The organism is Pseudomonadota bacterium, from assembly GCA_030859565.1.
In the GTDB taxonomy this organism is placed as follows: domain Bacteria; phylum Pseudomonadota; class Gammaproteobacteria; order JACCXJ01; family JACCXJ01; genus USCg-Taylor.
Genome location: JALZJW010000046.1, coordinates 1 through 26,152, shown reverse-complemented (window position 1 = coordinate 26,152; position 26,152 = coordinate 1). Strand labels below are relative to the sequence as shown.

General features: G+C 59.1%; 25 protein-coding genes. 10 read left to right on the top strand and 15 right to left on the bottom strand.

Annotated elements, in window-relative coordinates; translation table 11 throughout:
- The 3 genes from M3436_08890 to M3436_08880 all read left to right on the top strand — a co-directional run.
- A partial coding sequence (locus M3436_08890; protein MDQ3564237.1) for a DUF6454 family protein occupies positions 1-839 on the top strand: 839 nt, incomplete at its 5' end.
- A gap of 230 nt (positions 840-1,069) precedes the next feature.
- Positions 1,070-2,704, top strand: a complete 1,635-nt coding sequence (locus M3436_08885) for an alkaline phosphatase (GenBank protein MDQ3564236.1) — start codon at positions 1,070-1,072, stop codon at positions 2,702-2,704.
- Between the two features lie 112 nt (positions 2,705-2,816).
- On the top strand, positions 2,817-3,587 hold the full coding sequence (locus M3436_08880; GenBank protein MDQ3564235.1) for a hypothetical protein: 771 nt from the start codon (positions 2,817-2,819) through the stop codon (positions 3,585-3,587).
- A gap of 12 nt (positions 3,588-3,599) precedes the next feature.
- Here M3436_08880 and M3436_08875 read toward each other — a convergent pair whose 3' ends face one another.
- Complete coding sequence (locus M3436_08875) at positions 3,600-4,706, bottom strand: heparan-alpha-glucosaminide N-acetyltransferase domain-containing protein (GenBank protein MDQ3564234.1); 1,107 nt, start codon at positions 4,704-4,706, stop codon at positions 3,600-3,602.
- 49 nt (positions 4,707-4,755) lie between these two features.
- Positions 4,756-5,565, bottom strand: a complete 810-nt coding sequence (gene mutM / locus M3436_08870; protein ID MDQ3564233.1) for a bifunctional DNA-formamidopyrimidine glycosylase/DNA-(apurinic or apyrimidinic site) lyase — start codon at positions 5,563-5,565, stop codon at positions 4,756-4,758.
- A 253-nt stretch (positions 5,566-5,818) separates the two neighbouring features.
- Here mutM and M3436_08865 point away from each other — a divergent pair, with 253 nt between their 5' ends.
- Complete coding sequence (locus M3436_08865) at positions 5,819-6,352, top strand: GGDEF domain-containing protein (GenBank protein ID MDQ3564232.1); 534 nt, start codon at positions 5,819-5,821, stop codon at positions 6,350-6,352.
- A 50-nt stretch (positions 6,353-6,402) separates the two neighbouring features.
- Here the strand turns inward: M3436_08865 and M3436_08860 are convergent, their stop codons facing one another.
- Genes M3436_08860 through M3436_08845 form a run of 4 tightly spaced genes read right to left on the bottom strand, consistent with a single transcriptional unit; the run spans position 6,403 to position 10,456 of the window.
- On the bottom strand, positions 6,403-7,320 hold the full coding sequence (locus tag M3436_08860) for a DUF4340 domain-containing protein (GenBank protein ID MDQ3564231.1): 918 nt from the start codon (positions 7,318-7,320) through the stop codon (positions 6,403-6,405).
- Between the two features lie 2 nt (positions 7,321-7,322).
- Complete coding sequence (locus M3436_08855) at positions 7,323-8,723, bottom strand: GldG family protein (GenBank protein MDQ3564230.1); 1,401 nt, start codon at positions 8,721-8,723, stop codon at positions 7,323-7,325.
- A gap of 18 nt (positions 8,724-8,741) precedes the next feature.
- The gene (locus tag M3436_08850; GenBank protein MDQ3564229.1) at positions 8,742-9,491 is read right to left on the bottom strand and encodes an ABC transporter permease; all 750 of its coding nucleotides are present in this window, start codon (positions 9,489-9,491) and stop codon (positions 8,742-8,744) included.
- Complete coding sequence (locus tag M3436_08845) at positions 9,488-10,456, bottom strand: ABC transporter ATP-binding protein (GenBank protein ID MDQ3564228.1); 969 nt, start codon at positions 10,454-10,456, stop codon at positions 9,488-9,490. The genes M3436_08850 and M3436_08845 overlap by 4 nt, the downstream gene beginning before the upstream one ends.
- A gap of 245 nt (positions 10,457-10,701) precedes the next feature.
- Here M3436_08845 and M3436_08840 point away from each other — a divergent pair, with 245 nt between their 5' ends.
- Together M3436_08840 and M3436_08835 are read left to right on the top strand one after the other, a co-directional pair.
- Positions 10,702-12,303, top strand: a complete 1,602-nt coding sequence (locus tag M3436_08840; protein MDQ3564227.1) for a DNA mismatch repair protein MutS — start codon at positions 10,702-10,704, stop codon at positions 12,301-12,303.
- Between the two features lie 40 nt (positions 12,304-12,343).
- Entirely contained in the window at positions 12,344-13,426 is a 1,083-nt protein-coding gene (locus M3436_08835) for a hypothetical protein (GenBank protein ID MDQ3564226.1), read from the top strand.
- A 176-nt stretch (positions 13,427-13,602) separates the two neighbouring features.
- On the opposite strand, the gene M3436_08830 is transcribed toward M3436_08835, so the two are convergent.
- Together M3436_08830 and M3436_08825 are read right to left on the bottom strand one after the other, a co-directional pair.
- Positions 13,603-14,058 (bottom strand): YbaK/EbsC family protein, encoded by a 456-nt coding sequence (locus M3436_08830; protein ID MDQ3564225.1) that lies wholly within the window; start codon positions 14,056-14,058, stop codon positions 13,603-13,605.
- Positions 14,059-14,157: 99 nt separating this feature from the next.
- On the bottom strand, positions 14,158-14,835 hold the full coding sequence (locus M3436_08825; GenBank protein MDQ3564224.1) for an OmpA family protein: 678 nt from the start codon (positions 14,833-14,835) through the stop codon (positions 14,158-14,160).
- A 240-nt stretch (positions 14,836-15,075) separates the two neighbouring features.
- On the opposite strand from M3436_08825, the gene M3436_08820 reads away from it, so the two are divergent.
- Entirely contained in the window at positions 15,076-16,272 is a 1,197-nt protein-coding gene (locus tag M3436_08820) for an HDOD domain-containing protein (protein MDQ3564223.1), read from the top strand.
- Positions 16,273-16,304: 32 nt separating this feature from the next.
- Here the strand turns inward: M3436_08820 and mtgA are convergent, their stop codons facing one another.
- Genes mtgA through M3436_08800 form a run of 4 tightly spaced genes read right to left on the bottom strand, consistent with a single transcriptional unit; the run spans position 16,305 to position 20,024 of the window.
- Complete coding sequence (gene mtgA, locus M3436_08815; GenBank protein MDQ3564222.1) at positions 16,305-17,117, bottom strand: monofunctional biosynthetic peptidoglycan transglycosylase; 813 nt, start codon at positions 17,115-17,117, stop codon at positions 16,305-16,307.
- 9 nt (positions 17,118-17,126) lie between these two features.
- Positions 17,127-17,909, bottom strand: coding sequence for an ABC transporter permease (locus M3436_08810; protein MDQ3564221.1), 783 nt, complete (start codon positions 17,907-17,909; stop codon positions 17,127-17,129).
- Positions 17,902-18,831 carry an ABC transporter ATP-binding protein gene (locus M3436_08805; GenBank protein MDQ3564220.1) on the bottom strand — a complete coding sequence of 310 codons (930 nt, stop codon included), beginning with the start codon at positions 18,829-18,831 and terminating at the stop codon, positions 17,902-17,904. Before M3436_08805 ends, M3436_08810 begins: the two co-directional genes overlap by 8 nt.
- Positions 18,832-18,878: 47 nt before the next feature.
- Complete coding sequence (locus tag M3436_08800) at positions 18,879-20,024, bottom strand: hypothetical protein (GenBank protein MDQ3564219.1); 1,146 nt, start codon at positions 20,022-20,024, stop codon at positions 18,879-18,881.
- 292 nt (positions 20,025-20,316) lie between these two features.
- On the opposite strand from M3436_08800, the gene M3436_08795 reads away from it, so the two are divergent.
- The 3 genes from M3436_08795 to M3436_08785 all read left to right on the top strand — a co-directional run bounded on the left by M3436_08795 (position 20,317) and on the right by M3436_08785 (position 22,627).
- Positions 20,317-21,519 (top strand): carboxynorspermidine decarboxylase, encoded by a 1,203-nt coding sequence (locus M3436_08795; GenBank protein ID MDQ3564218.1) that lies wholly within the window; start codon positions 20,317-20,319, stop codon positions 21,517-21,519.
- A complete protein-coding gene (locus M3436_08790) occupies positions 21,516-22,049 on the top strand; it encodes a histidine phosphatase family protein (protein MDQ3564217.1) in 534 nt (177 codons plus the stop codon). Before M3436_08795 ends, M3436_08790 begins: the two co-directional genes overlap by 4 nt.
- Positions 22,050-22,234: 185 nt before the next feature.
- Complete coding sequence (locus tag M3436_08785; protein MDQ3564216.1) at positions 22,235-22,627, top strand: hypothetical protein; 393 nt, start codon at positions 22,235-22,237, stop codon at positions 22,625-22,627.
- Between the two features lie 428 nt (positions 22,628-23,055).
- Here the strand turns inward: M3436_08785 and M3436_08780 are convergent, their stop codons facing one another.
- The 3 genes from M3436_08780 to M3436_08770 form a co-directional block, all read right to left on the bottom strand.
- Entirely contained in the window at positions 23,056-23,247 is a 192-nt protein-coding gene (locus M3436_08780) for a type II toxin-antitoxin system HicB family antitoxin (GenBank protein MDQ3564215.1), read from the bottom strand.
- A 430-nt stretch (positions 23,248-23,677) separates the two neighbouring features.
- A complete protein-coding gene (locus M3436_08775; GenBank protein ID MDQ3564214.1) occupies positions 23,678-24,379 on the bottom strand; it encodes a DCL family protein in 702 nt (233 codons plus the stop codon).
- 408 nt (positions 24,380-24,787) lie between these two features.
- A complete protein-coding gene (locus tag M3436_08770) occupies positions 24,788-25,630 on the bottom strand; it encodes an FRG domain-containing protein (GenBank protein MDQ3564213.1) in 843 nt (280 codons plus the stop codon).
- Between the last annotated feature and the right edge of the window lie 522 nt (positions 25,631-26,152).

The window sequence follows — 26,152 nt, the reverse complement described above, 5'->3', positions numbered from 1 at the left end:
ACATGCGGGGATGGACCACGTTCCACACCCAAGGGATGGTAAAGATCGACGGCACGTTCTTCGTGTCGTCCGTCGAGGTGCTCGAGGCCACGGTGCGCAACGGCACCGAGACGGACGCTCTGTACGACTTCTCCATCGACCGCTCCGAGGGCCGCGGGCGCGGCTGGCTGTTCAAGTTCGACGCCGACGGCCGCTTGCTCGGCCAGGTGGAGCTCACCGACGGCGCCATCTACCACCCTGGCGGCATCGACTACGATGGCGAGCACATCTGGGTGCCCGTGGCCGAGTATCGGCCCAATAGCCGGAGCCAGGTGTATCGAGTCGATCCGGATTCGCTCGAGGCCGAGCCGGTGTTCGGAGAAGACGACCACATCGGCGGCATCGTGCACAACGTGCACGGCGGCACGATGCACGGTGTCAGCTGGGGCTCGCGCGTCTCTACACATGGAGGCTCAAGGGGCCGAAGCGCGGCGCTTTGCAGGTCGAGCAATCGCACTGGGTGCCGAACGGAGGCCTACATCGACTACCAGGACTGCCACTACCAAGGCGTCGAGTACATGCTCTGTGGCGGCGTGGGCGGCTACAGCACGCCGTTCGGTTCGATCGCGTTCGGCGGCCTCGATCTCGTCGACCTCCGCCGCGCGCGGCCTGCGCATCAGGTCCCGGTCAATGGATTCGTCGACGAGGGCAGTGGTCCCAACCCCGGGCTGGCGCTGTCGCACAATGCGTTCTGGGCCGAGCCGGTCGGCAATCGCTCGATGCGCGTCTACTTCATGACCGAGACTGACAACCAGGCCCAGCTCCTCGTCTACGAGGCGACGCCGTGGGTGAACCGCTGACGTCGTAGCGCGGTCAGGCGACCAAACCTACCATACGGACGTTACCCCACCGGACAACGTCGTAGCACTACGGCGCCGTCGCCTCCATTGATCAGTTTGCGACCTACACCCATCTCGTTTGGGCCCACTCTCCTCATGTTCACTAAAACGTAATGAGCGCGTCACAAAAGGCTGGTACGGTTGGCGTGTCCGTAATGCGCAGTTCCTTTAAGAGACAAAGGAGTGAGTTGATGAAACACAAACACCCGAATCTGGCCGTACGCAGCGCTTTCTTCACCCTCGCTACAACGGTGGCGGCTCCCGTGGCGATCGGGGCCGAGCCCGCGGTACAAGGACCCGAATCGGTATCCGACTGGTTCGATGCCGGCCAGGAGTACATAGAGAACGCAAAAAAGCTTTTCCCGATAAGGCACCGGGCCAAGAATGTGATCTTCTTTGTCGGTGATGGCATGGGAGTCTCTACCGTGACGGCTGCCCGCATCTTGGAAGGGCAGCAGATGGGTAAGCCCGGTGAGGAGCATAGCTTGTTCTTCGAGAAGTTGCCCTATGTCGCGCTGTCCAAGGTTTATTCTTGGGACCAGCAGACCCCCGATTCTGCACCGACGAGCACCGCCATGGTCACCGGCTACAAGGCGCGCGAGAGCATGCTCGCGGTCGACCACACCACGGCACGCTATGAGTGCGATCCGGGAGTGATCGCCTCGAAGTCGCTAGAGACGATCCTCGAGCAGGCTGCCCATGCCGGTAAACACACCGGCGTGGTCACGACCGCGCGGCTGACGCATGCGACCCCGGCCGCGAACTACGCGCACACGGCGGTGCGTGACTGGGAGAGTGACAGCGAGATCCGCTCGCATGAGGAAACGAACGGATTGCCCGCTGGTTCCTGCATGGTGAAAGATATCGCCCGCCAACTCATCGAGCTGCCGAACGCAGTCAAGGACAGCCTGAAGGTTGCCCTGGGCGGCGGTCGGTCCTATTTTCAACCGGACACCCTGGTCGATCCGGAAGACGGCGGCACCAACATGGGTCGCCGCAAGGATGGCCGCGACCTGACCGCCGAGTGGGTGAGCACGCGCGGCACCGGCGCCAAGTTTGTCTATGACCAGGCAGGCTTCGACGCGGCGGATCCAGCGGCGACCAGCTACTTGCTCGGGTTGTTCGAACGCTCGCATGTGGAATACGAGCATGACCGTGCGAGCGACACGGGGGGTGAGCCCTCGCTGTCCGAGATGACCGCGAAGGCGATCCAGATGCTTAAGAATAACAAGCGGGGCTTCTACCTGCACGTGGAGAGCGGGCGCATCGACCACGCACACCACGCTGGTAACCCTTATCGGGCCCTCACCGACACCATCGAGTTCGCGAAGGCAATCCAAAAAGCTTACGAGATGACCGATCCCGACAAGACGCTCATCATCGTGACCGCCGACCACAGTCATGTGTTCACGATCGCCGGCTACCCCCATCGCGGCAACCCGATCCTCGGTAAAGTAGCTGAGGTGCCGAACGTAGACGGCGATCCGACGGAACTCCAAAGCGATGCGCTCGGTCTGCCTTACACCACGCTGAGCTATGCCAACGGCCCCGGGTACACCGGTGCGTCCGATCTCCAGCCTGCCGGCCTCAAGACATTCCCGCACGATCCGGCGTCCTTCACCAACGGCGCATTGCGGCCCGACATGACCAGCGTCGACACCACGGTACCGGGCTTCATGCCGGAATCGACGGTACCGCTCTCTTCGGAAACGCATTCGGGTGAGGATGTGGCGATCTACGCCAGCGGTCCCAAAGCGCACCTCGTGCGCGGCGTCATGGAACAGAACTGGATCTATCACGTGATGAAGGAAGCCTTCCGCTTCTAAGCGGGCTCAACGTCATAAGTTGTGCTCATCGGGTGGCTACGCCAGTCAGCCGGGAAGGCAGGGACGCCTTCCCATGCTTTTGAATAGGCGCTATCGCTACCACGGGATTCACATGGATCGACTCAAAATAACGACTGGATGGCTCTTGATCGTGTTGTCCGCAACCCTGCAGGGGGTTCCGAGGGAGATAGAGGCGACCGGCACCCGCGAGAGCCATGATCATGACCCGGCCGCGGCGCCGGCGAGAGCGTTCCCGCCACTCGCCGCGCTATACGAGACGCAGGGGCTTGCCGAGGGAGATCAGACCACGGCACAGGGCCACGCGCCGTTGCGCTGGTATCTGTGGCGCGCTGACCAGCGGGTCGAAACCCGCACGGTGGGCGGCGTGTTCAGCGAAATCTGGTCGAGGGATAGCAAGGGACGTATCTCCAAGGAGCAGGTCTTCCCCGACGACCGAGCCGTGGTCGACTATTACCCCGGCGATCTCGCTGCCATGCACAATCAGCTGTCGTGGCGTCATCTGCAATCCCTTATCGATCCCCAGGCACTCGGAACAGACCTCAAGGAAATAAGCTCGCGCAAGGCAAAAACTGGTTTGGTCAAGGTCTTTCGCGGCGCGCTCGAGGGCGTCTCGACGGAAGTGCACTGGTTAGTTTCGATCTCGCTTCCGTTATTAATCGAACGCCGTGATCAGAGCCGTCGGATCGTCACACGCTTGATCGGGACCTGGCCTGTCGACGCTGCGCCCGTACCGCGCAGCAAGACAGAAACGCTCGCCGGGTATCGCCGGGTCGACTTCGCCGATTTCGGCGACAAGGAGAAGGATCCGCTGGTGCGTAAGGCCACTCGGGTTGCCGGCCGGCAGCACCTACACTCGCACTAGACAGAGCATCCGCTAGAAATAACGCGTTAGGGATTGAGGATGCGCGAACTTGTAGTTTCGATACCAACGACAGAAGGGATACAGAACCGTAAGGACAATGCCCGCTGCACCATAGGCCCACGCGAGTCCACCCGCACCCCCGACCCCGAGTACGCCCGCTGATAACGCTAGGAGCGAGAAATGTAGAAAGTAGAAGAACAGCGGTGTCTGGCCAAAGACGACCAGGAGATTGTTGCGGCTCGGCTTGATGTAGCCTTCTAGAACCATTAGCGCCGCGCATATCAAGGCCATTAAACCAAGTTCCATCGTTATAAAGCTCAGGCTTGGCGGGTACTTGCTGACATGTAGCCATTGCACCCAGCCCTCATCGCCGCGTAACAGCCCCATGTTGCCATAACCATTGGCCGCGCGGACCACGATATATATCCAAACCAGCCCGACCCCCAGCAAGGCTAGTAACCTCACCGGGTAGTTTTGTGGACTTGCGCCCTTCTTCGACAGGTAACGCCCAAATACCCATCCGCTCAGCATGACCGCGAGCCAAGGCAGTACGGGATAGAGGATGACGAGATGCGGACTGTAGTACACCGCCATGAGGACGGCGAGCCCGACCGGTGGGTCGCGTTGGCCCGGCACCCAAAAAAAGTGGGTAGCAAGCAATTCTCCGCCAACAAACCACCCCAGCGCGAGCAGCAAGAGCCAAGCATCACCCACACGGCGTAGGGCGACCATCAGCACCATGCTCGCCCCGATGGCGAACATGACTTGCAACACCCATTTGCCCCCAATGAGGGGGGCGAACACGAGGTCGAAGGAAGCAACCACCGCGCCGCGGATCAATAGGTCCCGGTCGATATCTTGCGGCGGATCTGCGCGGGCCACGCGTTGATCGATCCTCAGGGCGAGTACCGTGCCTGCAAGGAAAACGAACGTCGGCGCACACAGATGCGTTAGCCACCGCGTTAGAAACTGCTCCGGCGGTAGGGGTACACCCGCTATATAGGTCGCTGCCGAATCCAGCGCCAGCCGTCCTGGATTATAGAAGATCGAGGCGTGATCCAAGGCCATGAGCACCATGACCAACCCTCGCAGCCAATCGAGCGCAATCAGACGATTCAACGGCTTTGCTTTCGAGGCGTTGTCAAACAGCGTCCAACACTGACCAGGTCTAGCGCTGGCACATGATACAGAAATACGCCGAGCGCTGACCGATCCGCTTATGCCTTACGCGCGCGCCGCAGTGGTGGCAGACAAGGCCGCCGCGATCGTAAACCTCGAGGTTTTGAGCAAAGTATCCGGGCCGCCCACGGCTGTCGACGAAGTCGCGCAAGGTCGTGCCGCCCGCGTCGATGGCGTCATCCAACACGCGGCGGATGCTGCTGGCGAGGCGCGCATAACGTAGCCGCGAGACGCTACGCGCCGGCCGGGCCGGATGAATACCAGCCGCGAACAGTGACTCGTTGGCGTAGATATTCCCCACGCCTACCACCGTTTTACTGTTCATAATAAAGGATTTAACCGCTTGCCGCCGCCCTTGCGCCCGTTGATGGAGATAATCACCGTGGACATCCCAGGGCTCCGGTCCCAATTTCGCCAGCAACGGATGGGTTAACGCCGGTTCACGGGTCCAGAGTACGGCGCCGAAGCGGCGCGGATCGCGCAGCCGCAAGCAAAGCGCGTCAATTAATACAAGATCGACGTGATCATGTTTCTCCGGTGGCGTATCGCTGGGGAGTATTCGCAAGCTGCCGGACATGCCTAGGTGAAGGATGACATGCCCATGCTCAAAACTGATGAGAAGATACTTGCCGCGCCGCCGCACCCCGGCCACCGATCGGCCGGGCAGCTCACGCCGCAACTCCGGCGCGACGGGCCAGCGCAAGCGCCCGTCGCGCACCAGCACGGCGGCCACGGTGTTGCCGAGAAGATACGGTGTGATCCCGCGCAACGTGGTTTCGACTTCCGGGAGCTCGGGCATGGATTCGGCGCGAGGATTTCGTGTGGATTCTACGCTAACGCGCTAGCCCGCGCGGCCGGCATGATAGCGTTAAGCAGACTCCCCGTCCTGCACCGCGGACTCGAGGATCCCTTGGCTAGGTATAAAGATTGCCTTGGTGTATTAGAATTACTACATCGCAACGTGTAACGAGGAACGGAGTCGAGTCCACGAACATCTTGATTGCCATCGCTACGATGGTCAAGGACTCCGCAACGCTCTGTAGGATAACGCTATGACGCAGATGGACAGTTTGACGGGTATCGCGATCGCGGACCGCTGCCGATTCGACGAGGTATTTCCGGTGGAATGGCAACGCGCCAAGCGTAGCGGAAGAGCCGTCTCCTTGGTTTTGGTCGATATTGACAGTTTTAAAAGCTTCAACGTCGAATACGGATCCGCGGCCGGCAATGAGTGCCTGCGTCGTGTGGCCGAGAAACTCTACACCGAGGGCAAACGTGCCGGTGATCTAGTCGCACGTTATGGGGAAACCGAGTTCGCGCTGATTCTTCCCGAGATCAACCAGATGGGCGGAATAAGCCTGGCGGAGTCGATCCGCGCCGCGATAGCGCACCTCGACATACCCCATGCCCATTCACCTGTCGCGCCTCACGTGACCGTAAGCCTCGGCGTCGCTACGCGTGTCCCCGAGATAGATTCGCACCCGGACGAATTGCTGAAGCTCGCGGAGCACGCGCTTTCTCAGGCAAAGCGGGAAGGCCGCGATCGCGTGGTGTTCGCCGATCATTTGGGTCAAGCGGCGGCTTAAGCGGATCCAGTCCTATTGGTCCGGGCTTGGCGGCGCACGCCGCGACGCCGCTATTGTCGGGGGGTTAGCGGCTTTTCGGGCGACGCGGGTGTACTCTTCGCCGCCGCGGGCGGCTTGGTAGCCTTTTGAGGTTCGAGCAGACGCTGACCCGTCTCGGCGGGCATTGCGTACTCCAACTCGAGATCGGAACGCGCCAAGATGAATTCAGGGTTTTTCGCAAGGATCTCAAACTGGACCGGTGTCCCCGCCCGAAACTCGATCCTTATCGTCCCTTGCGATGTTCTTTCCTGCTTTCGGCGCACGGCAAGAGCCTGAGCGTACCGCCATTCATCTACCAGCTTTTGCAGCGCAGCGGAGCTAATCCGCGGGTCGGGCGGCGATAATTTCCAGTGGCCCTTGGCGCCGCGTGAAAGCACGTATTTCGGCAAGGTCAATTTGACCGGTTCGGTCCCCTCTTGGAGGAGACGCGGAGTCGCGAGCTCCTCCGCCGAGACCGTTAAGGCCGGGTAGATCGTGTCGGCGGCGAGGTGAATCGTATCCTCGTGAAGCACGTAGCGCCGGCCGCTCAAGGGATTCGCGTCGCCGAAGGTAAAGAGCGAGTCGTCGACTTGCAAGCGTATCGCCGGTTCTGCGAGGCCGAAGCGCTTGAGATCATGATCCTTGGCCGGGAACGCGTCTTGACTCTCGTCTTCCAGAAAGTCGAGTAGAGCCTGGACCCGCGGTTCATCGGCGCGCACCGAGAAGGGTTGTTTTAACAACCAGTGCCCGCCTTCTTTGTGAAGTTCAACGTTTTCCCCGCCGGGACGGGCGATGCGGATGCTGTTCACGCTTTTCGGCGCGATGGAGCTGATCGTCGGCCGGGGCGCTTCCTCTTGCTTGCCCGGTTCCGAGATCACGACGAACACAAGCACTGAGAGTACCGCCAGCAGGATGGCATTGAGGCGCAGCCGCGCGCCTATGACACTCATCGCTATGCGCGCCGGCGCCGCAACCACACGTAGAACCCGATGCCCCCGAGCAAGGCCGGTATCAGGAACAGGAATCCGAAGCCGATGATCGCGGTTTCGGTATCGGTGAGGTCGAGCTTGGTATCCACGCTGCGGTGGGCGGGTACATCGACGAGAATATCATCCGTGGCGAGCCAGTTGATGATTCTGAGGCCGAGGTCGAGGTTGCCGCTGTTCCCGAGATAACTGTTGGATAGAAAATCGCCGTCACCGACCACGATTACGCGCTGCTCACCGGCTTTATCGGCGTTTTTATCCGCTGCCGTGCGTGGTGTTCCCGCGCTCTTGTCCCGCGCCGGCCGCTCACGAGTCAGGCGCACGCCGATATCGAGCGGCCCTTGCAGATCCTTGCCTTGATCGTAAGCAATCTCGCCTTCGAGCTTGCCTGTCTCGGCCCAGGTTTGCGATCCCACGCTCAAGATGGGCGCGCCCCGCCAGCCCTTCTTGGGATTTAGCTTGATGGCGCGGGCGTAGGGAAATACCGTGATAAACCGGGACCCCGCGACGGGGATCTCGGGGCCGTAGTTCGTCACCGGCGCCATGGCGGGATGATCGATGCCGAAAAGCGCTGTGGCGGGGTCCACGATCGTACCGCGTTCCAGAACCAGGCCAAGCGCCTCGGCAAGGCGTTCGAGGCCCTGGAGCGAGCCGGGCTCGGCCAGCCAGAGCAGATTACCGCCCCTGTCGAGGTAACGCAGGACGAGATCGACCTCGCCGGGCAGGAACCGGACCTGCGGGCTGGCGATCACCAGCACGGAGGTGTTGTCGGGGATAACCGCCTTTGCGCCGAGGTTGATCCCTTGCACCTTAAGCCCCCGGCCAGTCAAACGTTGCGCCCATTGCGATAGATCGTGGTTGGCATCGCCTTGGGGATCGCGCTCGCCGTGTCCTTCGAGGAACACGATCCAGCGTTCCCCGGTGCGCAGCAGCCGCTGCAACGCGTTGCTCAACTGTTCTTCGCTATGTTCCTGAACCTGTTCGCCACGGCCGCCATAGCGGACCACGAGCTCTCCGTCCACGCGGATGCCGAGCTCGCGCAGCTCATCAGGGGCGGTATCGGGGTTCACAAAGCGCAGCGTAATATTCGGCTGAACGCGGCGGTAACGGTCCACGAGGCCCTGGATCAGATCGCGGAGCGCGGGATCGGGGCGGGCATAGGCTGTTATTTCCACCGGTTTATCCAATCGTTTCAGCAGAGCCGCGCTGGCTTCCGACAGGGTATGGCGGCCGGTGCTAGTCCAATCGGCCGTGATGCCATAGCGGGTGCTGAGCCACGCGAGCATGCCGGCTATCCCGATGAGGAACGCGGCGAAAAGCGTACTGTTGATGCGGAGATGACGGCGGGTCTTGGCGGAGATCAGCATCCTTAGACGTCCCGCACCCTAGTGTTGCAGCCGGTCCGCGTCCAGCCGCCACACGGTGAGAATCAGGAACACGGCGATCAAGAGTAGAAAATAAAACACGTCCACCGAATTGAACACCCCCTTGAGCAAGGATTGAAAGTGACGCACCATGGATAAGTAGGCAAAAAGGCCCGTGCCTTCCTCGGATCCGGCGGGCCACTCGATGATCCAAAGGAGCAAGAGCGCGCCGAAGCTCGCAATCCCCGCGACGGTGGGATGGTCCGTCACGGAGGACAGGAACAGTCCCACGGCGACAAACGCCGCCAAGAGCAAACCGAGGCCTAAAAGTCCCGCAGCGAACTGTCCGAGGTCGAGGCCGCCGCCCAGGAGCAGCGACAGCGGCATGGCGGCGATCATCAAGAGCGTCACCAGGAAAAAGGCCATGAGTCCGAGGAATTTCCCTAGCACGATCTCAAGCATGGAGACCGGGGCGGCGTAGAGGAGTTGCAAGGTCCCGTTACGCCGTTCCTCGGCGATCATGCGCATGGTGAGCATGGGCGCGACCAGGAGGAGCACGATGCCGGCGCTGCCGAAGAGAGGGGCGACGACAATATCGGTCAGTCCGGGAGAGCGTTCCAGGCCCAAAAGACGCGGCTGAAATTCCACGAAGAGCTGGATGCGCGTTAGAAAAACGTAGGCTAGGAGCACCTGGACCACGGCAAGGATCGCCCATGCCAAAGGCGATCCGAAAAGTGCGCGGAACTCGCGATCGGCGATGACGGCGATCATGGGAACGCCTCCTCCAGCGGCTGCTCCCCTCCTGCCAGTCTCTCACCGGCGGTCAGTTGCACGAAGGTCTCTTCCAGCGAACGGGTTTCGGGAACAAGCTCGAATAAGCCCCAGCGCCGCTGCACCGCCAGATCGACCACGCCATCCGCGGGATTGCGATCCGGCGGATGTCGCAGGACAAAGCGGTTGGAGTCCAATCGCTCAACTTGGTCGACGCCCGCGATGGCTTGCAGCTGCGCTACATCGGGCGGTTGCCGCAGGGCAATGCGAAGCCCGGTCACCGGCTGTCGACGCGTCAGGCGCTCCACGGAATCGTCCAGCACCAGGCGGCCTTGGTGAATGATCAGCACCCGGTCGCAGACGGCTTGCACCTCGGGAAGAATATGGGTCGAGAGGATGACGCTGTGATCGCCGCGTAACTCGCCGATGAGATCCCGGATCTCTCGGATTTGGATGGGGTCGAGCCCGACCGTCGGTTCATCGAGAATCACCACCGCGGGCGCGTGCAAAATCGCCTGCGCGATTCCGACGCGTTGCTGGTAGCCCTTCGACAGGTTGCCGATGAGCCGCCGTCCGGCGTCCCCTAAGCCGCAGCGCGACTTGATTTTGGCGAGCACGGCGCCGCATTGATGGCGGTGGATCCTATGCAGCCGCGCGCAATAAAAAAGGTATTCATCGACTCTCATGTCCCGGTACAAGGGGGGATGCTCGGGAAGATAGCCGAGATTGGCTTTGGCCGCCTTGGGTGATTCGAGGATGTCGATACCGCCGACCGTGATGGCGCCGGCGCTTGGGGCCAGGGTCCCACTGATCATCTGCATGGTACTGGTTTTACCCGCGCCATTGGGACCGAGTAAACCCAATACCTCGCCGCGGCGGACCGAAAAGCTCACGTCATTGACGGCGCAGACCTCGCCGTAGTAGCGGTAAAGGTGTTGCACGTCGATGAGGATATCCGCGCTCATGGCCGCGTTATTATTCTCATCTCACGCGGTTTTGCAATCGTTTTGACCGCGAGGGCGTACCTTTCGATTTAGTCAACCCGCTGGCTTACAATACCCATCGATAAAATCTATTCCCCGCGGTCTTGCCGCGGGGACCTTAGCGATGGGATTCCCAAAGGGGAGAGGCGCAGCTCTCCCCTTTGGTCGCCCCACGGGGTTGCATACCCCGTGGTGGCGAAATCTAAATTGACTTTCGGGGACGGACTATGAGTGAAGCCGTAAGAGATTTCTACGAGAGCATTGCGCGAAACCGCGATGTCGCAAGCTCGGTTCGTGCGCTTAGCGGCGTCCGCCCGGGGGTGCTCGATGCCGCAAGCTTCCGGATCTTAGAGGTGGATCGGATCTTCGATGCCATCAACGGCTGCCATACCCGCGCCGGGCAGTCCACTCTGTATCATTCTCTAGCCTACCCTTCGGTCTCAACGGAGGCGATCCGTTCCAAACACGAGGCGTTGCGCGAGCTCGAATCGAACGCCGCGCTACGCGGGCGGCTGCAGCAGTTTGTCAGAGCCGCCGCGATCCGCGAGCAGGCTTTTTATGAGTTACTCTTCGGTAGCTTCATGGGGTTTCTGGGGGCCACACCCAACAAGATGGAGTACGAAGGTTACGGCTATGCGGCCTACAAGCACGGCACGCGCTTTATGCTTGAGCTCGCCGCCGACGCGCGGCATCTGCCGACGCCCGAAAGCCCCTACCTTGCGGCACGGGTAGAAGCGATCCGCGGATACGAGGCGACCGCTGCACATGCGTTGATGTGCGGTCCGGTGTACCTCACCGAGCGTGGGCTGAAGCTCGGCCGCGAGAAAAGCCGCTATTCACCGGCGATCCGCTTTCGGCCATCGCTGTTTAAACCGCTGCTGCTGGGGGCGGCTGCCATTGGGTATTTTATGCTGACCAGCCCCTGGCTGGCCGCTTACATCGCGACGCCGGCCAATCCGGTGCTCATGGTTGTGCTGCTGCCCTTGCTCGCGTTTTACGTGCCGGCCGTGGGTGGCTTCGATCGCGATAGCTTCATTTATCCGCTGCGAGATCGCTACCGCGAGGCCGAGGAGACGCGAAACACCCTGGGCGCCTTGGGCGCGATCGACGAGTTGCTCGCCTTCCATCAATATTTCAGCGGCTTCGGGAGCACCATGGTATTGCCGCGGATCCTCGATGCGGGCCGCCATAGCTTGGCCCTTGAGCAGGTAAGAAATCCGGTCTTGGCCAAAAGCAATCCGGCCTACGTCGCCAACGATATCGACCTCGGCGCGGCGCGTTTGGGTTTCGTCACGGGCCCGAACAGCGGCGGCAAGACGGCCTTTTGCAAGACCCTCGCCCAGGTGCAGATCTTGGCGCAGATCGGGTGTTATGTGCCGGCGGCGGACGCCGAGATGGCGGTCGCCGATCGCATCTATTATCAAACTCCGGAAACGGGCTCGCTCGCCGATCTCGAGGGCCGCTTCGGGACGGAATTACAGCGCACCAAGGAGATCTTCCTCGCCACCACGCCGCGCTCGTTCGTGATCCTCGATGAGATGGCCGAGGGGACGACCTACGAGGAAAAGCTCACGATCTCGCATGCGATCTTGAACGGCTTCCGGCGCATCGGGAATACGACGATCCTTATCACCCATAACCACGAGTTGGTCGAGCGTTTTCGCAAGGATCGGATCGGACTGTACCGGCAGGTCGATTTTAGCCACGAAGCTCCCACCTACCGCCTCATCGATGGGATCTCCAAAGTCAGCCATGCGGACAGAGTGGCGCGCAAGCTTGGCTTCGCACGGGAAGATATCGAGCAGTACCTTACGGCGCGCGGGTTTTAAGTACGCCCGCGCCTCCGCGCCAATCGCTTCGGTTAACCGCATGGAGATAAAGAGCGGTAGTTGCTATGCCTTATTCGCCTTCGATGTGGCGGTCGCCATCGATCTCGATCGTACCCAGCGCATCGTCGCCACGGAGCGCGCGGCGCTCCGGCACAAGCGCAGGGCGCCGCGGTATTTTGATTATCAACCGGCACCGCTGCGGGTCTCCGAGGAGACGGCGCCGCTTATCCTCGGAGCCATCGAGACGCGTTCCAATGTGGATCTGGTCTTGTACGATTTCGGCGCCGTTTCGGTTGCCTACAGCATCCCGCTCATCGGGCCCTTCGACTTCTTGCTCGATCTCAGCGAAACCCTTTATGACAACGCCGAGCTATTGGCCGACGCGCGGCGCCGGGTCGAGCGGCTGCTCCAGGTCATTGGCGCGGCGGTCGATCGCCAGAGCATTGCAGAATTTGTGGAAGATTATGTGATTTTCGAAATCGAGTCCTTCGGCGAGCCCGTCGACGTAGAAAGTTTTTATTTATCTCGCGCCCAGCAACTCGCTCAGATCCTGCGCGCCGAACGAGGTGAGTTATCCGAAGAAGAGGTCAGCGACGCGATTTCCCATCGCATCTCCTTCGGCCCAGGCGACCTGGCGATCATCGATTGGCACGCCTCCATAATTTTCGATGCCAATGGGGATGACGTCCGGGCGGTGCTGGAATTTGCCAACGTCGAGCTGGTGGAGATGCGCTATCTGGACGCGCGCCTCGATCAGGCTTTGGGTCGTGCTTATGACAGCCTCGCCCGGTCCTACAAACGCTATATCAAGGTCTTGAGGCCCAGCACCGATCTCGAGCACATCGGGCAACTGCAGGTGGACGGGGCGATCTTATTCGAAGGCGTAAATAACGCGTTGAAGCTTTTAGGCGACCAATATCTCGCGCGCGTTTACCGCCTGGTGTCCCAACGCTTCCATCTGGCCGAATGGGATTCGAGTATTCTGCGCAAGCTGGATACGCTCGAGAGCATTTACGAGAAGATGGCCGATCGCCTGGCGGCGGTCCGGATGGAAGTCCTCGAGTGGATCATCATCCTGCTGATTTTCATAGGGATCGTGTTGCCGCTTGGATCATGCACTTAGCCTGCGCTTTGCGAGGCGCGGCGCGGGTGCTAAGGAAGCTCTGCAAAAGTGTCGCGAGCAAGCCCAGATGCGCGAAGCCGCGGAGCGAGTCGCGAGACATATCAGGTAGATAGGCGAGCGACGAGCGAGCACGCGCCAAAGCAGATGGGCTGCGCAGTAACTTTTGCAGAGCTTCCCTAAAAGTCGATGACTTTGGGGCGAACCAAGCGCTCATAGTCCGCGTACGAAAGCCTAATCAGCTCGGTATGGGAGCCGGCGCTAAAGGCGATGTACCGATCCTCGGTGAGCCGCCGCGACACATAGACGTCCATGGCGTAGAGATTTCCGAACGGCGGCATGGCGCCGAACTCACAGCCCGGAAATTTATCTTGGAAGTCCTTCTCGTTCGCGAGCTCCACGCTGGAGGCCCCCGCGCCTTGCCGCAGGCGGTCAAAGTCGATCTGGTACGACGCCGGCAGAACCGCCATGGCCAAACGGTTGTCGGTTCTCACCATGACGGCTTTGGCTAACTCGTTTCCGGGAATATGCGCCGATTGGGCGATCTCTTGGGCCGTAAACGCGCGCGAATGAGCGATGGTGACGTATTTCACCTGATTTTGATCTAGGAAATCTTTTAGCTTTGCCACGGGCATGGTCGTCTCCTTGATAGGCCGTCCGGTCTTGGGTTAAACGCCACGCGTGCTGATGAGCTGGTGGCGGGCGGCCATGGACGGGCGCCTAATCATTTCATGCTAATAGCGCGGCGCCGGTTGCGGAGTGGCCGGCATAGATTCCGCAACGAAAATTTCCACCCGCCGGTTCGTGGCGCGTCCGGCCGGGGTGGTGTTATCTTCCAGCGGTTCATGCGAGCCACGCCCGTCGATCGCGATCCGGTTCATCGTCACGCCACGTGCGGTAATATAATCGCGGGCGCTGGCGGCGCGTTGCACCGAAAGTGCGTCATTGATCGCATTGGTACCGGTACTATCCGTGTGGCCGATGATGCGGACCGTCGTGGCCGGGTTCGCTTCCAGCGTTTGGGCGAATCTATCGAGCACCGGCCGTAACGCCGACCGGATGTCTGCTTTGTTCACATCAAAAGAGATGTCACTCGGGATCTCGATCTTGAGTTCGTTATTAGCTGTCTGGGTCACCTCCACGCCCGTGCCTTGAGTGGCTGCCTCCATGGCTAGCCTCTGTTCCTCCATGCGTTTGGACCAGAGATAACCGCCGCCGGCGCCGGCCGCGGCGCCGGCCCCGGCCCCGATCGCCGCACCCTTACCGCCGCCTGCCAGTGCTCCAATCGCTGCACCGGCGGCCGCACCGATCCCGGCTCCGGTTGCTGTCCCTCGCTGAGTCTCTGTCATACCGGCACAACCGGCGAGCGCGAGCGCCCCTATTATTGCACCGGCGATAATTCGATTTTGCATGTGTTCTCCCCCGGGCATGGCCGCCTCCTGGTTAATGCTGTAAATCTCGTAAAACTACCAAAAGTTTAATACGAAATCTAGATAAAGCATTGATGCGGATCAAATAAACCGTGCCGGGATCCGAAATTGTGGCGCGAGTGCGAGCCTTGTGCGAGGATAGCATTCCCGGAATGCGCCCCCGATGACAAGAATGCTAACGCCCTGATCCTGACGCATTATCCTTGATGTAGACACCGACCCATGCCGGATTTCGTAATAGGCCGCCAGCAGATCTTCGATCGTGATTTACGGGTGTTCGGCTATGAGCTCCTGGTTCGCGATGTCACCGTCGATCCGGCCGACACCATGGTGGGCGCCCTCGTCAGCAACCAGGTGGTCGTCGATGCATTGCTTGAGCAGGGGCTCGATCGGTTGGTTGGGCCGCATCGTGCCTTTATCAACTTTGCGCGCCGCAACTTGATCGATGGCGTGCCGTTGTTGTTACCCAAGGACCGGGTCGTCGTGGAGGTCCTGGAAACCGTCCGTATCGACACACCGGTGGTGATGGCCGTCCAGAATCTGGCGCGCCAAGGCTACCACATCGCCCTGGACGATTTCGTCTTTGCGGAGATGTGGCGGCCGCTCATCGAGGTGGCGGACATCATCAAGATCGATATTCTACAGCAATCCCCTCAGGAGATCGCGGATCTGGTCAAGCTGCTCCGGCCCTATCGGGCCAAATTGCTTGCCGAAAAGGTCGAGTCGGATGAACAGTACACCTTATACCGTGATCTCGGCTGCGAGTACTTTCAAGGGTTTCACTTTGATCGGCCCAAGATCATGCGGGGCCGCCGCCTGGAAACCCATCATCGGGCCATCGTCCAGGTGCTCGCCGCGCTCAAAGCGCCGGCCCTCGATATCGACGCGCTTTCCCAAGCCGTGTCTTTGGACGTGGCCCTGAGCTATAAGCTGTTACGCTACGCGAACGCGGCGTCGCATGACACGCGCCGCGACATCGACTCGATCCGGCAGGCGCTTACCCGCCTCGGTGCCGCGGACATCCGCCGTTGGACCGACCTGCTTTCCTTGACTACGGCGCCCTATTCACCCGACGAATTGACCTTCATCGCGTTAATTCGCGCCAAGATGTGCGAGCTTCTGGCGCTGCAATGCGGCAAACCCTCGGAACAGTATTTCCTGGTGGGCTTGCTGTCCCTGTTAGATGAGATGTTGGATGCCCCGCTTGAGCAAATCGCGCATGATTTACCGCTTTCCGAGGAAATTACGAATGCCCTCGTCTACAGGACAGGCGATGCCGGGCAGGCGCTCGATTGCGCCGTTAATTACGAGAGCTGGAACCTGGATCAAGTGGCCTACCAGAACCTCAAGGTCTACCAAATCGGGCAGATCTATCTCGAAAGCGTTGCCTGGGCCAATGCGCTGAACCAGCCAGCGTAAACGCGATCGCGCGTGAGTTTTCAGGTCGGCCCTTACAACCGCGCCAGGTATGTGTTCCCGCCGAGGCGCGTCATCTGCCTTAAGATCCACGCTTGGCGCGCCTGAACATGCGGCGAGGGGCGCGGGGCGGCGCGGTAGCGCTCGGGATTCGGCAACACCGCCGCAAGGAGCGCGGCCTCACGCGCGGACAGCTTAGCAGGTGGTTTGCCGAAGTACGTCTCGCTCGCGGCCCGGATCCCGAAGACACCGTCCCCGAACTGAACCACGTTGAGATACACTTCCAGGATCCGGCGCTTGGGTAAGAGTGCTTCGATTAATATCGTGAGATAGGCCTCGAGGCCTTTGCGCAGATAACTTCTCCCGGGCCAGAGAAACAGATTCTTCGCGAGTTGCTGGGAGATGGTGCTCGCCCCGCGCAAGCGGCCACTGTCCCGGTTACCGCGCCAGACCTGGGCGATGGCATCGAGATCGAAACCGAAGTGCCGAGGAAACTTCTGATCCTCGGAAGCCACCACGGCGAGCTTTGCATGCGGAGAAATCTTCTCCCAATCGGCCCAGCGGTAGCGAAAAGCATGATCCTCACGCCCTTCAAGGAGGGCCAGCGTGAGATCGCGCAGCATGAAGCTCGTCACCCACGGATCGAACCAGCGCAAGCACAGCACGAGGAGCGCCGGGATTAGGCACAGGGCGAGCAGGGCGCGCCGCAGGACACGCATCGGCGTTCGCCATCCAGCATACTTTCGCCGCGCCATCTCGCGTTTGCGGCTAGCGTCCGGATCGGTATGGATGGCCCAAGGAATATCTATGGGGCCGGTCTTGTGGAGACGTAGTCGGAGCGCGCGCATGTAGCACCATCAGGTCTTTATCCCGGTCCCCTGATTGAACAAACGCAAGCTCAGCAACCAGAGCGCCGCGATGAAAAGGAGGATCACTCCATAAGCGGCGGGCAAGGGAATGTCGGACACGCCCAGCACCCCATAGCGGAAGGCGTTGACCATATAGAGAATCGGATTCCCGAAGGAGACTATCTGCCACGTTTCGGGCAGGAGCTTGATGGAATAGAAGACCCCGCCGAGATAGGTGAGCGGCGTGAGCACGAAGGTGGGTATAATCGAGGTGTCGTCGAAGTTACGCGCGAACAGCCCGTTAATGAGCCCGCCCAACGAAAACAGCATGGCGGTGAGCAGGATCGTGGAGGCCATCACGGTGAGGGAATGAACTTGGAGATCGGTAAAGAAGAGTGCGACGGCCGTGACTACGACACCGACGCATAATCCGCGCGCGACGCCACCGGTGATGAATCCGGCTATGATGATCCAGTTCGGGATGGGTGCGACCAGCATCTCCTCGATATGCTTTTGAAACTTGGAGCCGAAGAACGACGATACGACGTTGGCGTAGGAATTCGTAATGACCGCCATCATGATGATTCCGGGCGCGATGTATTGCACATAGCGAAAGCCTTCCATCTCGCCGATGCGCGGACCGATGAGGTTCCCGAAAATAAGAAAATACAGGGTCATGGTGATGGCCGCGGGCAGTATCGTTTGCACCCAAATCCGCAGAAACCGCGCCACCTCTTTGATGACGATGGTCTGATAGGCGATGGCATAGCGCCGCGCCGTGCCGCTAAGCATGGGCATTATTACCTGACTTGTCGAGTAAGCGTATGAAGAGCTCTTCGAGCCGGTTGGCCTTGTTGCGCATGCTGACAACCTCGACCCCCTGTTCGGAGAGTCCGCGAAACAGCTCATTGATACCCAAGGCCTTGCTGACATCGACCTCGAGCGTGGTCTCATCGACCGAGCGCAAATGGTAGCCATCGACGAGGGGAGGCTCGGTGAGATGCTGGCGAATGTCCAGGATGAAGGTCTCCATGTCGAGCTGCGCCACCAGGCACTTCATCGACGTATTTTCTATGATTTCCCCCTGGTCGATGATGGCGATTCTGCGGCACAGGCGCTCGGCTTCCTCCAGATAGTGAGTGGTCAAGATAATCGTCGTGCCGTCAAGATTGGTTGCGCGCAGAAATTCCCACATCGAACGCCGCAGCTCTATGTCCACGCCCGCCGTCGGTTCATCGAGGATAAGCAGCTTGGGTTCGTGCACCAGCGCCCGGGCGATCATCAGCCGCCGCTTCATGCCCCCCGACAGGGTACGCGAGCGCTCATTGCGTTTCTCCCACAGCCCGAGCGCCTTCAAGTACTTTGCGGCGCGTTGTTTAGCCAGGGTGCGTTCCAGGCCATAGTAGCCGGCTTGGTTGACGACGATATCGATGACCGGTTCGAACTGGGAGAAATTGATCTCTTGGGGCACGAGTCCGATGTGCGTCTTGGCCGCCTCGATCTCATGCTCGATGTCGTGCCCGTAGATGCTCACCGATCCGCCGGACTTGGTGACCAGGCCGGTGATGATTCCGATGGTCGTCGACTTGCCCGCGCCGTTCGGGCCAAGCAAGGCAAAAAAATCACCGCTTTCTACCTCAAGATTGATCCCTTTTAAGGCTTGAAAACCGTTTTTGTAGGTCTTATGGAGGTTCTTGATCGACAGGGCTGGCATGGCGCTGCGTCGGACCGGAATGCTCCTATGGCGAGGCGCGGGGCCGGTCAGCGGCCGAATAAGCGTGCCAGCACGGTTTGCAGCCAACCGCGTTTCGGTGCCGGCGGGCCGGGCGGTGCGGGTGCGGGCAGGATCGCTCGCACGGCTTGAACGGCGGTGCGCTCCGCCTCGCGCTGGATGGCCTCGATCGACAGCTCGAAGCTGCGCTCGGCGCCCTTCATCACGCGGATTAATACCAGTTTGTTTTTCTCCTTGCAGGCCTCGAACACGGTCTTCATCTCCTTGCGGATGAGACGGCTGATCGTGGAGTTACCGAGCCTGCCGCCGCTTTTCTTATAGCTATAATAGATTTGTTCCTTGCCGTAGTAGGAATAAAACGAAACCACCTCGATCATCAGGTTTCTGGCCGCGAGCAACAGCAGCCCGTCGATCTTGCTCGTGAGGTAGGGGTTACCCACGCCCTTAAAAATGTTATTGATGCATTCGATGAGATCGGTCGCCGGCACAAACATGATCTCGCTTTCCACCAGAAAGATGCCGTTGATCCCCTTCTCGACCGTGCGGATCTTCTCACAGATCGCGTTTAACATCCGCACCGCGCGCTCGATCTCTTGCATTAGATGATGGCCCAGAATGGCGGATACTTTGCGCGCGCGCGCGCGGGAGCGGGTCATGATCTCGTGCAGCTCGCCGATCTCCGCGTGGTCAAAATCCTGCGCGGCGTGTTTATGGAGATAATCGTGAGCATGCGCGAGCGCGTCGCTCATGCGCGCGAAGTAGCTCTCCAAGGTCCGAACCGTGGCGGGGGTCAGGGTCGCATCCGCGCCGTTCTTGTCGTATTGGTCATAAAATTTGTAGCCCGGCGAGTAGGAGTCGATGAGATCGCTGAGCGTCGCATAACCGCCGACGGCTTCGGCGAAAAGGAAGCGTTTTCGAAGGTCTTGGTGTGCCGGTATGAAACGGTCCGGCGCCGGCGCCTCGGCGCTCGCCGGATCTTCGGCCGGCATCTGGTGTTGATCCAAAAGCCGCAAGGTTTTCTCGAATAGGTCTTGAGTCCCATCCATGATCGGCCGGACTCGGACCTCCTCGCCGTGATTGACGCGGGCGATCGCGGTCAGGCTGAGGGTCTTGAATGCGGCGCTCACCGCGATGGGGGCGGGCCGCGCGTTATCGTCAAGCGGGCTCTCGGGCATTGGGTTCTCCGTCATTCACGAGTGTTGATGGGTCGCGAGCGTGCCGCCGCTCAACGGCGCACGGTCCCTCGTGTTGTGTTATCTTTTAGGGAAGCTCTGCAAGAGTTGCTGCGCAGCCCATCTGCTTTGTCGCGTGCTCGCTCGTCGCTCGCCTATCTACCTGATATGTCTCGCGACTCGCTCCGCGGCTTCGCGCATCTGGGCTTGCTCGCGACACTCTTGCAGAGCTTCCTTAGTTCGCGTTTTCCAGCGCGCGTAATATGAGCGTCTTACCACACGGGTCCTCGGTTTCATGAGTGTCTCTATCCTTACCCCCGCCTTCGTCTACGACAAAGCGGCGCTGCGCCGGGCGTTGTCTTGGCTCGCGCTCCTCCGCGAGGAGAAAGGCTTCAAGCTCTTATTCTCCATCAAAGCCTTACCGTTCGTCGATATTCTCGAGTGCCTGCGGCCGCTGCTCGACGGATTCTCCGTGAGCTCCTTGTTCGAGGCCAGGTTAGCGCGCGAGGTGCTCGGCGATAAGGGCGTGATTCACATCACGACCCCAGGGTTGAGAGCGGACGAGTTTTCGGAGATCACCCGGCGCTGCGACTATTTAAGTTTTAATTCCCTCGCCCAATGGCAGCGCTGCCGCAAGCGCGGGCGGCCCGCGGGCGGGCGCTGCGGATTGCGCATCAATCCCGGTGTCTCGCATCTCGGCGATCCGCGCTATGACCCCTGCCGGCCGCATTCCAAACTCGGCGCCGCGCTGGGCGCCGTCAGGAGCGCTTTGGACGCGGGCGGTGGCGATCTTGCCGGGCTCAGCGGTGTCCACTTCCACACCATGCACGCGGCGCGTGATCTCAGCCCGCTCGCCGCCACGCTCGCAAGGGTCGAGGAAGTGCTAGGCGCATGGCTCGCGAGGCTCGAGTGGATCAATCTCGGCGGCGGTTATTATGTCGACCGGCCGCAAGCGGTCGAGGAATTGGCGCGCATCGTGGGAGGTTTGCAACGGCGCTATGGGTTGGAAGTGTTGTTTGAGCCCGGTAAGGCGGTGGTCGGGGAAGCGGCCTGTCTCATCGCCAGCGTGGTCGATGTGTTCGCGAGCGAAGGCCGCCAAGTAGCTGTCTTGGACACCACGGTCGCGCATCTGCCGGAAGTGTTCGAATACCAGACGAGCCCGGCCTTGCGGGAAGCGGTACGCGGCGGGCGGTATCGGTACCTCATCGCCGGCTCGAGCTGCCTCGCGGGCGACCTCTTCGGGGACTACGAATTCAGCGAGCCGCTCGGGGTGGGCGATCGGCTGACGTTCGACGGGATCGGCGCCTATAGCCTGGTCAAGGCTTCGCGCTTCAACGGGATCAATCTCCCAGCGATCTATGCCAAGGAAAGCACGGGCAGGATCGTACTCAAGAAGCGCTACAATTACCTTGACTATCGGGACCAGTGGGTGAACAGCGTGGATGCTAGCGAGCGCGAAGAGGCCGAGCCGTGGCATGGCGAGGCGCGCGTGCGATGACGGCGGCGGGTGCGGCGCGGCGCTTGCTGGTGATGCGGCATGCGAAATCCGATTGGGACCGCGGTCCCGGATCGGACTTTGACCGCCCCTTAGCGAAGCGCGGGGAGCGCGACGCACCGCGCATGGGGCGCTGGCTGCGCGAGCAAGCGTTGATCCCTGACCGGGTCGTGAGCTCACCAGCCCTACGCGCGCGCCAGACCTGCCTCCTGGTCTGCGAGGCGCTCGCTATCAAGAAGGGGCAGATTCATTGGGATCCCAAGATCTACGCCGCAGAGGTCGCGACCTTACTGAACGTCCTTGCGCGTTGTCCGGAGAAAATTCAACGGCTATTGCTGGTGGGCCACAACCCGGGCTTGGAAGATCTGGTTGCTTATCTCACCGCAGGCACGGGCGCGTTGCCGGCGCGGGGAAAGCTCATGCCGACAGGCGCCGTCGTCGGCATCCGCTTACCCGCATCGTGGGCCGGTTTACAGCCGGGGTGCGGCCAGATCGAGACGCATAGGGTCCCGAAGGCGTTACCCGCGGAATAGGTGAAACGCATCCTGCCCAAATGCGAACGAACCCCTGCATGCAGGAGCGAGCGCTTCGCGGGCAACATTGAGCCTCACAATTGGCCTCTGATCTAGCGGCACTACAATCATATGATACGATTTATTGATAGTTCTTTTCCCCTTCCGTGAATATACCTCGCTCCCACTTTTCAGGAGTCATCCACATGGGCCGAATCGTTGTCGAAACGACGCTGGAAAATGCCCTCGATCCGAGCCACAAAATCCGTTGCGATGCATTGGTCGATACCGGAGCTGCCTATCTGACGTTGCCTAACGCCTGGCGTGACCGCTTGGGTACGCTGACTGAGCTTGATACCGTCGACATAGAGACCGCTGACCAAAACGTCATTCGCGGCATGATCTGTGGGCCGGTTCTGCTACGGATGGAGCGTTTTCGCCCGGTACTAACGGAGGTGTTATTTATCGACATGCACCCTCAAGACGGCGCTTACGAGCCACTGATCGGTTACATCCCTTTGGAGCAGGCACAAGCGGCTGTTGATATGGTGGGACACCGGCTCATAAAAGTCAGTCGCGTGGATTTGAAGCGAGCTTAGGGTGGAGCCGTTTGCGGGTTCAACTAATGCACATTGCGGGTTACTCAGAGGTACCATAAAGCGCGGCTCTCCTATGCGCAAGACTCGCGACCAGGCAGGCCCATCCGCCGACTCGCCTGGGTCCGCCGCTGGCGCTGCGCCGGCTGGCGGCTCTATGCGCCTTTGCTCATCACCGTGGTCCAGGGACTTGCGGTCACTGGTTTGGCGTTTTTTCTGGTGCGGGAGTTGACGCTTGAGCAGTTTGTTGGGCAACGGAATGCATTATGATGTAAGGCCGAGGTATTTCTTGATGTGCTTGGCAAGGGCCATTATCAATCTCACCGTGACGAGGAACCCAGTTGTAGGATTGATGTAAATATCATGCCGAGTACCGTGCCTGTGAAGTCGGCAACTTTGCTGCTTCAGCTGCCGGATAAGCTCCGTGCGCTTCACAAAGCAAGTTCTTTAGTTTTATAGTGATCCGGTACATCGTCGAGCACCATTGCGAGGTACGCATCTTTGAGGTTTTCTTCAAGCTCTTCGAGTGTTTCGCCTTGCGTCATAATTTCTGGATGTTCCAGTAACTTCCCGAGAAAGAAGTGATCCCCACGCCAGTACACCATCGTAAGTCGCGCTTGCATATTGGGTTCGGTGATTCGTATCTATCCGACCGATAGTCTACTCTTCGTGCTAATCGTTGCCCAATCAGGATAGGGGGAGGCCTCGCGGCCCCGCCCTAAACCACCGGGCATACGGATCACGTACACGGCGGTTCGATGATACATGGTCCTACCTCGCTTGCTTATTTGTAGGGTGGGTTAGCCGCGCTGTTTACGGCGTAACCCGCCAACCCGTCGGCCGCAGGCCGACACCTTGGAAGTACGGCTTGAAAAAGGACGCCCGCTGCGCGGGCGACTCGGTGGGTTGCGGCATAAACAGCATGCCGAACCCACCCTACATTTCTTGAATTGCTGTCGCGGTTATCAATTCCCTGGATTCCCCTTCGCTTTATCCAGGCTTGCTTGGGTAACAGAATAGTGCGCTGTCACCGGCGTCGGCTCGAAAGGTTTGTTATGTGCCATTCTTGGGCTCGAATTCTACGGGATTCTTTGACTTCCTTATTCTTTCCGAGCCGCCTAGGCTAAGGTTAGCTATCGATTTGACAATTCGTAAATCTGCAACACTACGATGATAATCTCGAAATTTGTTCTCAATGTCCTTATCGACGAATGTCGTTACGCACTGGGCATCGCCTGCTATGGATAGCATCTCCGGTTTAATATCAATCTGGTTGCCAGCAACAAACGTTCGCACAATAACTTGAAACGTCATTGGCTTTTTGTGGTCAAGATGCGATTCGTATGACGCCACTTTCTCGCCAGTAACGTCACACGCCACTTTACCTTCGCTATCTCTATGCGCTTCGAAGTGGTGCTTTTTGGCCCTCTGTAATTCCTCTTGCACCGCCTCTCTACAGGCCTCTGCGAATTCCTGATATAGCGACTTTCTTTTTGAATCTACGCAAGTGATATAAGAAAAGTCGGTGCGGCTTCCGTCCTCTCGCTCCAGCCAAAAGCAGCTAGTACCTTTATCGGTCTGCGCTTTAAAAAAGCGCTTTACCCCGCAACCGATTTTCTCCGGCGCTTCTGGGTGACGCTCTAGCAGATTATGCAGATGCTCAGCATCCTCGTCGTTAATATTCTGGCTATTCCGATACCGCGCGAGCATTTCCCTGAAGAATTGCTTCGCACCCTTCTTGAACTTGAAGGTCACGGCGCCGATCGTTACGTTTTCTCTAGCCATTTGTTACAGACTGGATGGCGCACAACGGAGCGCGAGTTAAGCGGTGTCCCTTGACGAGGGAGAAAGACGAAGTCTATCGACCGGTCATAGGGGCGAAGCCGCAAGCGTAGCGCCGCAGTGCCGCTCCAACGACAGTTGGACGGCGTGCAGCGCCGGACACTCGACGTTAGACAACTTGCTCCGGGGTTGCCGCGCGCTTAGCGCCGTCGCGATGCGCCTAAGTCTGTGACCCTATCCATGCTCATCTCACGTTCTAAAAGCTGCGGAGGCGACATGCGTGTTTAAGACCTGACCCCGTGCTTTCTTAGGCGATTCAAATACAAGCAAAGACGCCTTCCCACTGACTGCGAACTGCCCAATCGCGGCGTATTCGACCATCTATCCCTCGTGCTCCTCAAGCTTTAGCCGGACTGAGCTTAATAACGGCACCTGTGTCCACAGCGATCTAGCCAATCCGTCGAGTCCAGGAAACAGTGAGGCGCTAGTCATGTTCACACGATCAAGATAGACCAAGGCTTCAGATCTAATTCGTTTGTCTATTTCGATTCTAATTAGATTCGCGCTAAGGTTGCCAAGGGCGCTTAGGTTTTCAATAAATGACTTCGAGATATCCCCTGGACAGAGAAAAAGCCCCTTCTGGATAGTCAGCCTCTCATTAAGTTTGAAAGGATTGACTGGATATACAAATGGAATAGGTGTATCCCTCATAAATAGTTGAGAAAATGCTTCTGCACTAGACTCTCGGTTATCTACGTACATCCGCAATACTTCTACTAGGTCAACTTTTTCCAAAAGGTCACGAGTTTGTGTTACTACCCAGTCATGATTTAACGCCCATATCACGTGTTTACCCGTCTCGCCGGTCTTCTCGAACGCAAAATAAGCTGCCACGTAAAAAGAGTAAGTCCAATCTAAAAGGCGTGTAGGAGCACCGTAGTGTTGCATCAGCGCAAGCCACTCTAAGTTATCATCAAGTATGGGAGAATACATCGGACTATAGAAATGGAACCGCCGAGCAAACTCCCGGATGAGCCTTTTCTCCAGGGCAAGAACCTTATCCGGCTCTAACTTACAGCCATTACAAGCTCTCTCAAGACTCGTTTTTAACGGCCAACCACCTGGCTGTCCCCTAAACACCCAAGTGTCTTCCTCGCTATAAAACCTTTTATACAGTTCGAGCAGTTCATTCCAAGCAGTTATGCTAGGTTGCTCTTTCATCATAATACAAAATCAACTTTATCGACCTAGAAAACCCTAGTGCTTTGTGCTTTTTTTAAGCCTAGCTAGAATTCGACACTCATAGGTGTCTAACCCAATCAACGGATTGGTGTATAATCACGGCGGTCATCATATAACCGCTTGATTGGGAACTCCACAATGCCAAGGAATGCACTCGAGGGAGTTTTTAGCGCGCCCGTCACCAACAAACCGCGTCTCGATCACGTGCGGTAGCGAAGCTATCCACCTGAGCCAGGAATTGCAGCTTGTATTTCGCGCTGAACTCGTCGCGTTGCTTTCGCTACTCTTTCTAGATCCGCGACCGGGATCGCAGGCATCTCATTTCCAGTCGCGGATCAATCAGCTTCACCGCTGAGCTCTTCATGCTTTCATCCTTCCCGCCCTGTCATAGCTTTGTCAAGCGCCTTTTTTTCTCTTAGTTATTCCCCATACCGAATCTTTCACACTTGATTTTATCGAAAAGCAAGTATGCTTGAGGGCATGGACAGAGTGTATTGATTCGTG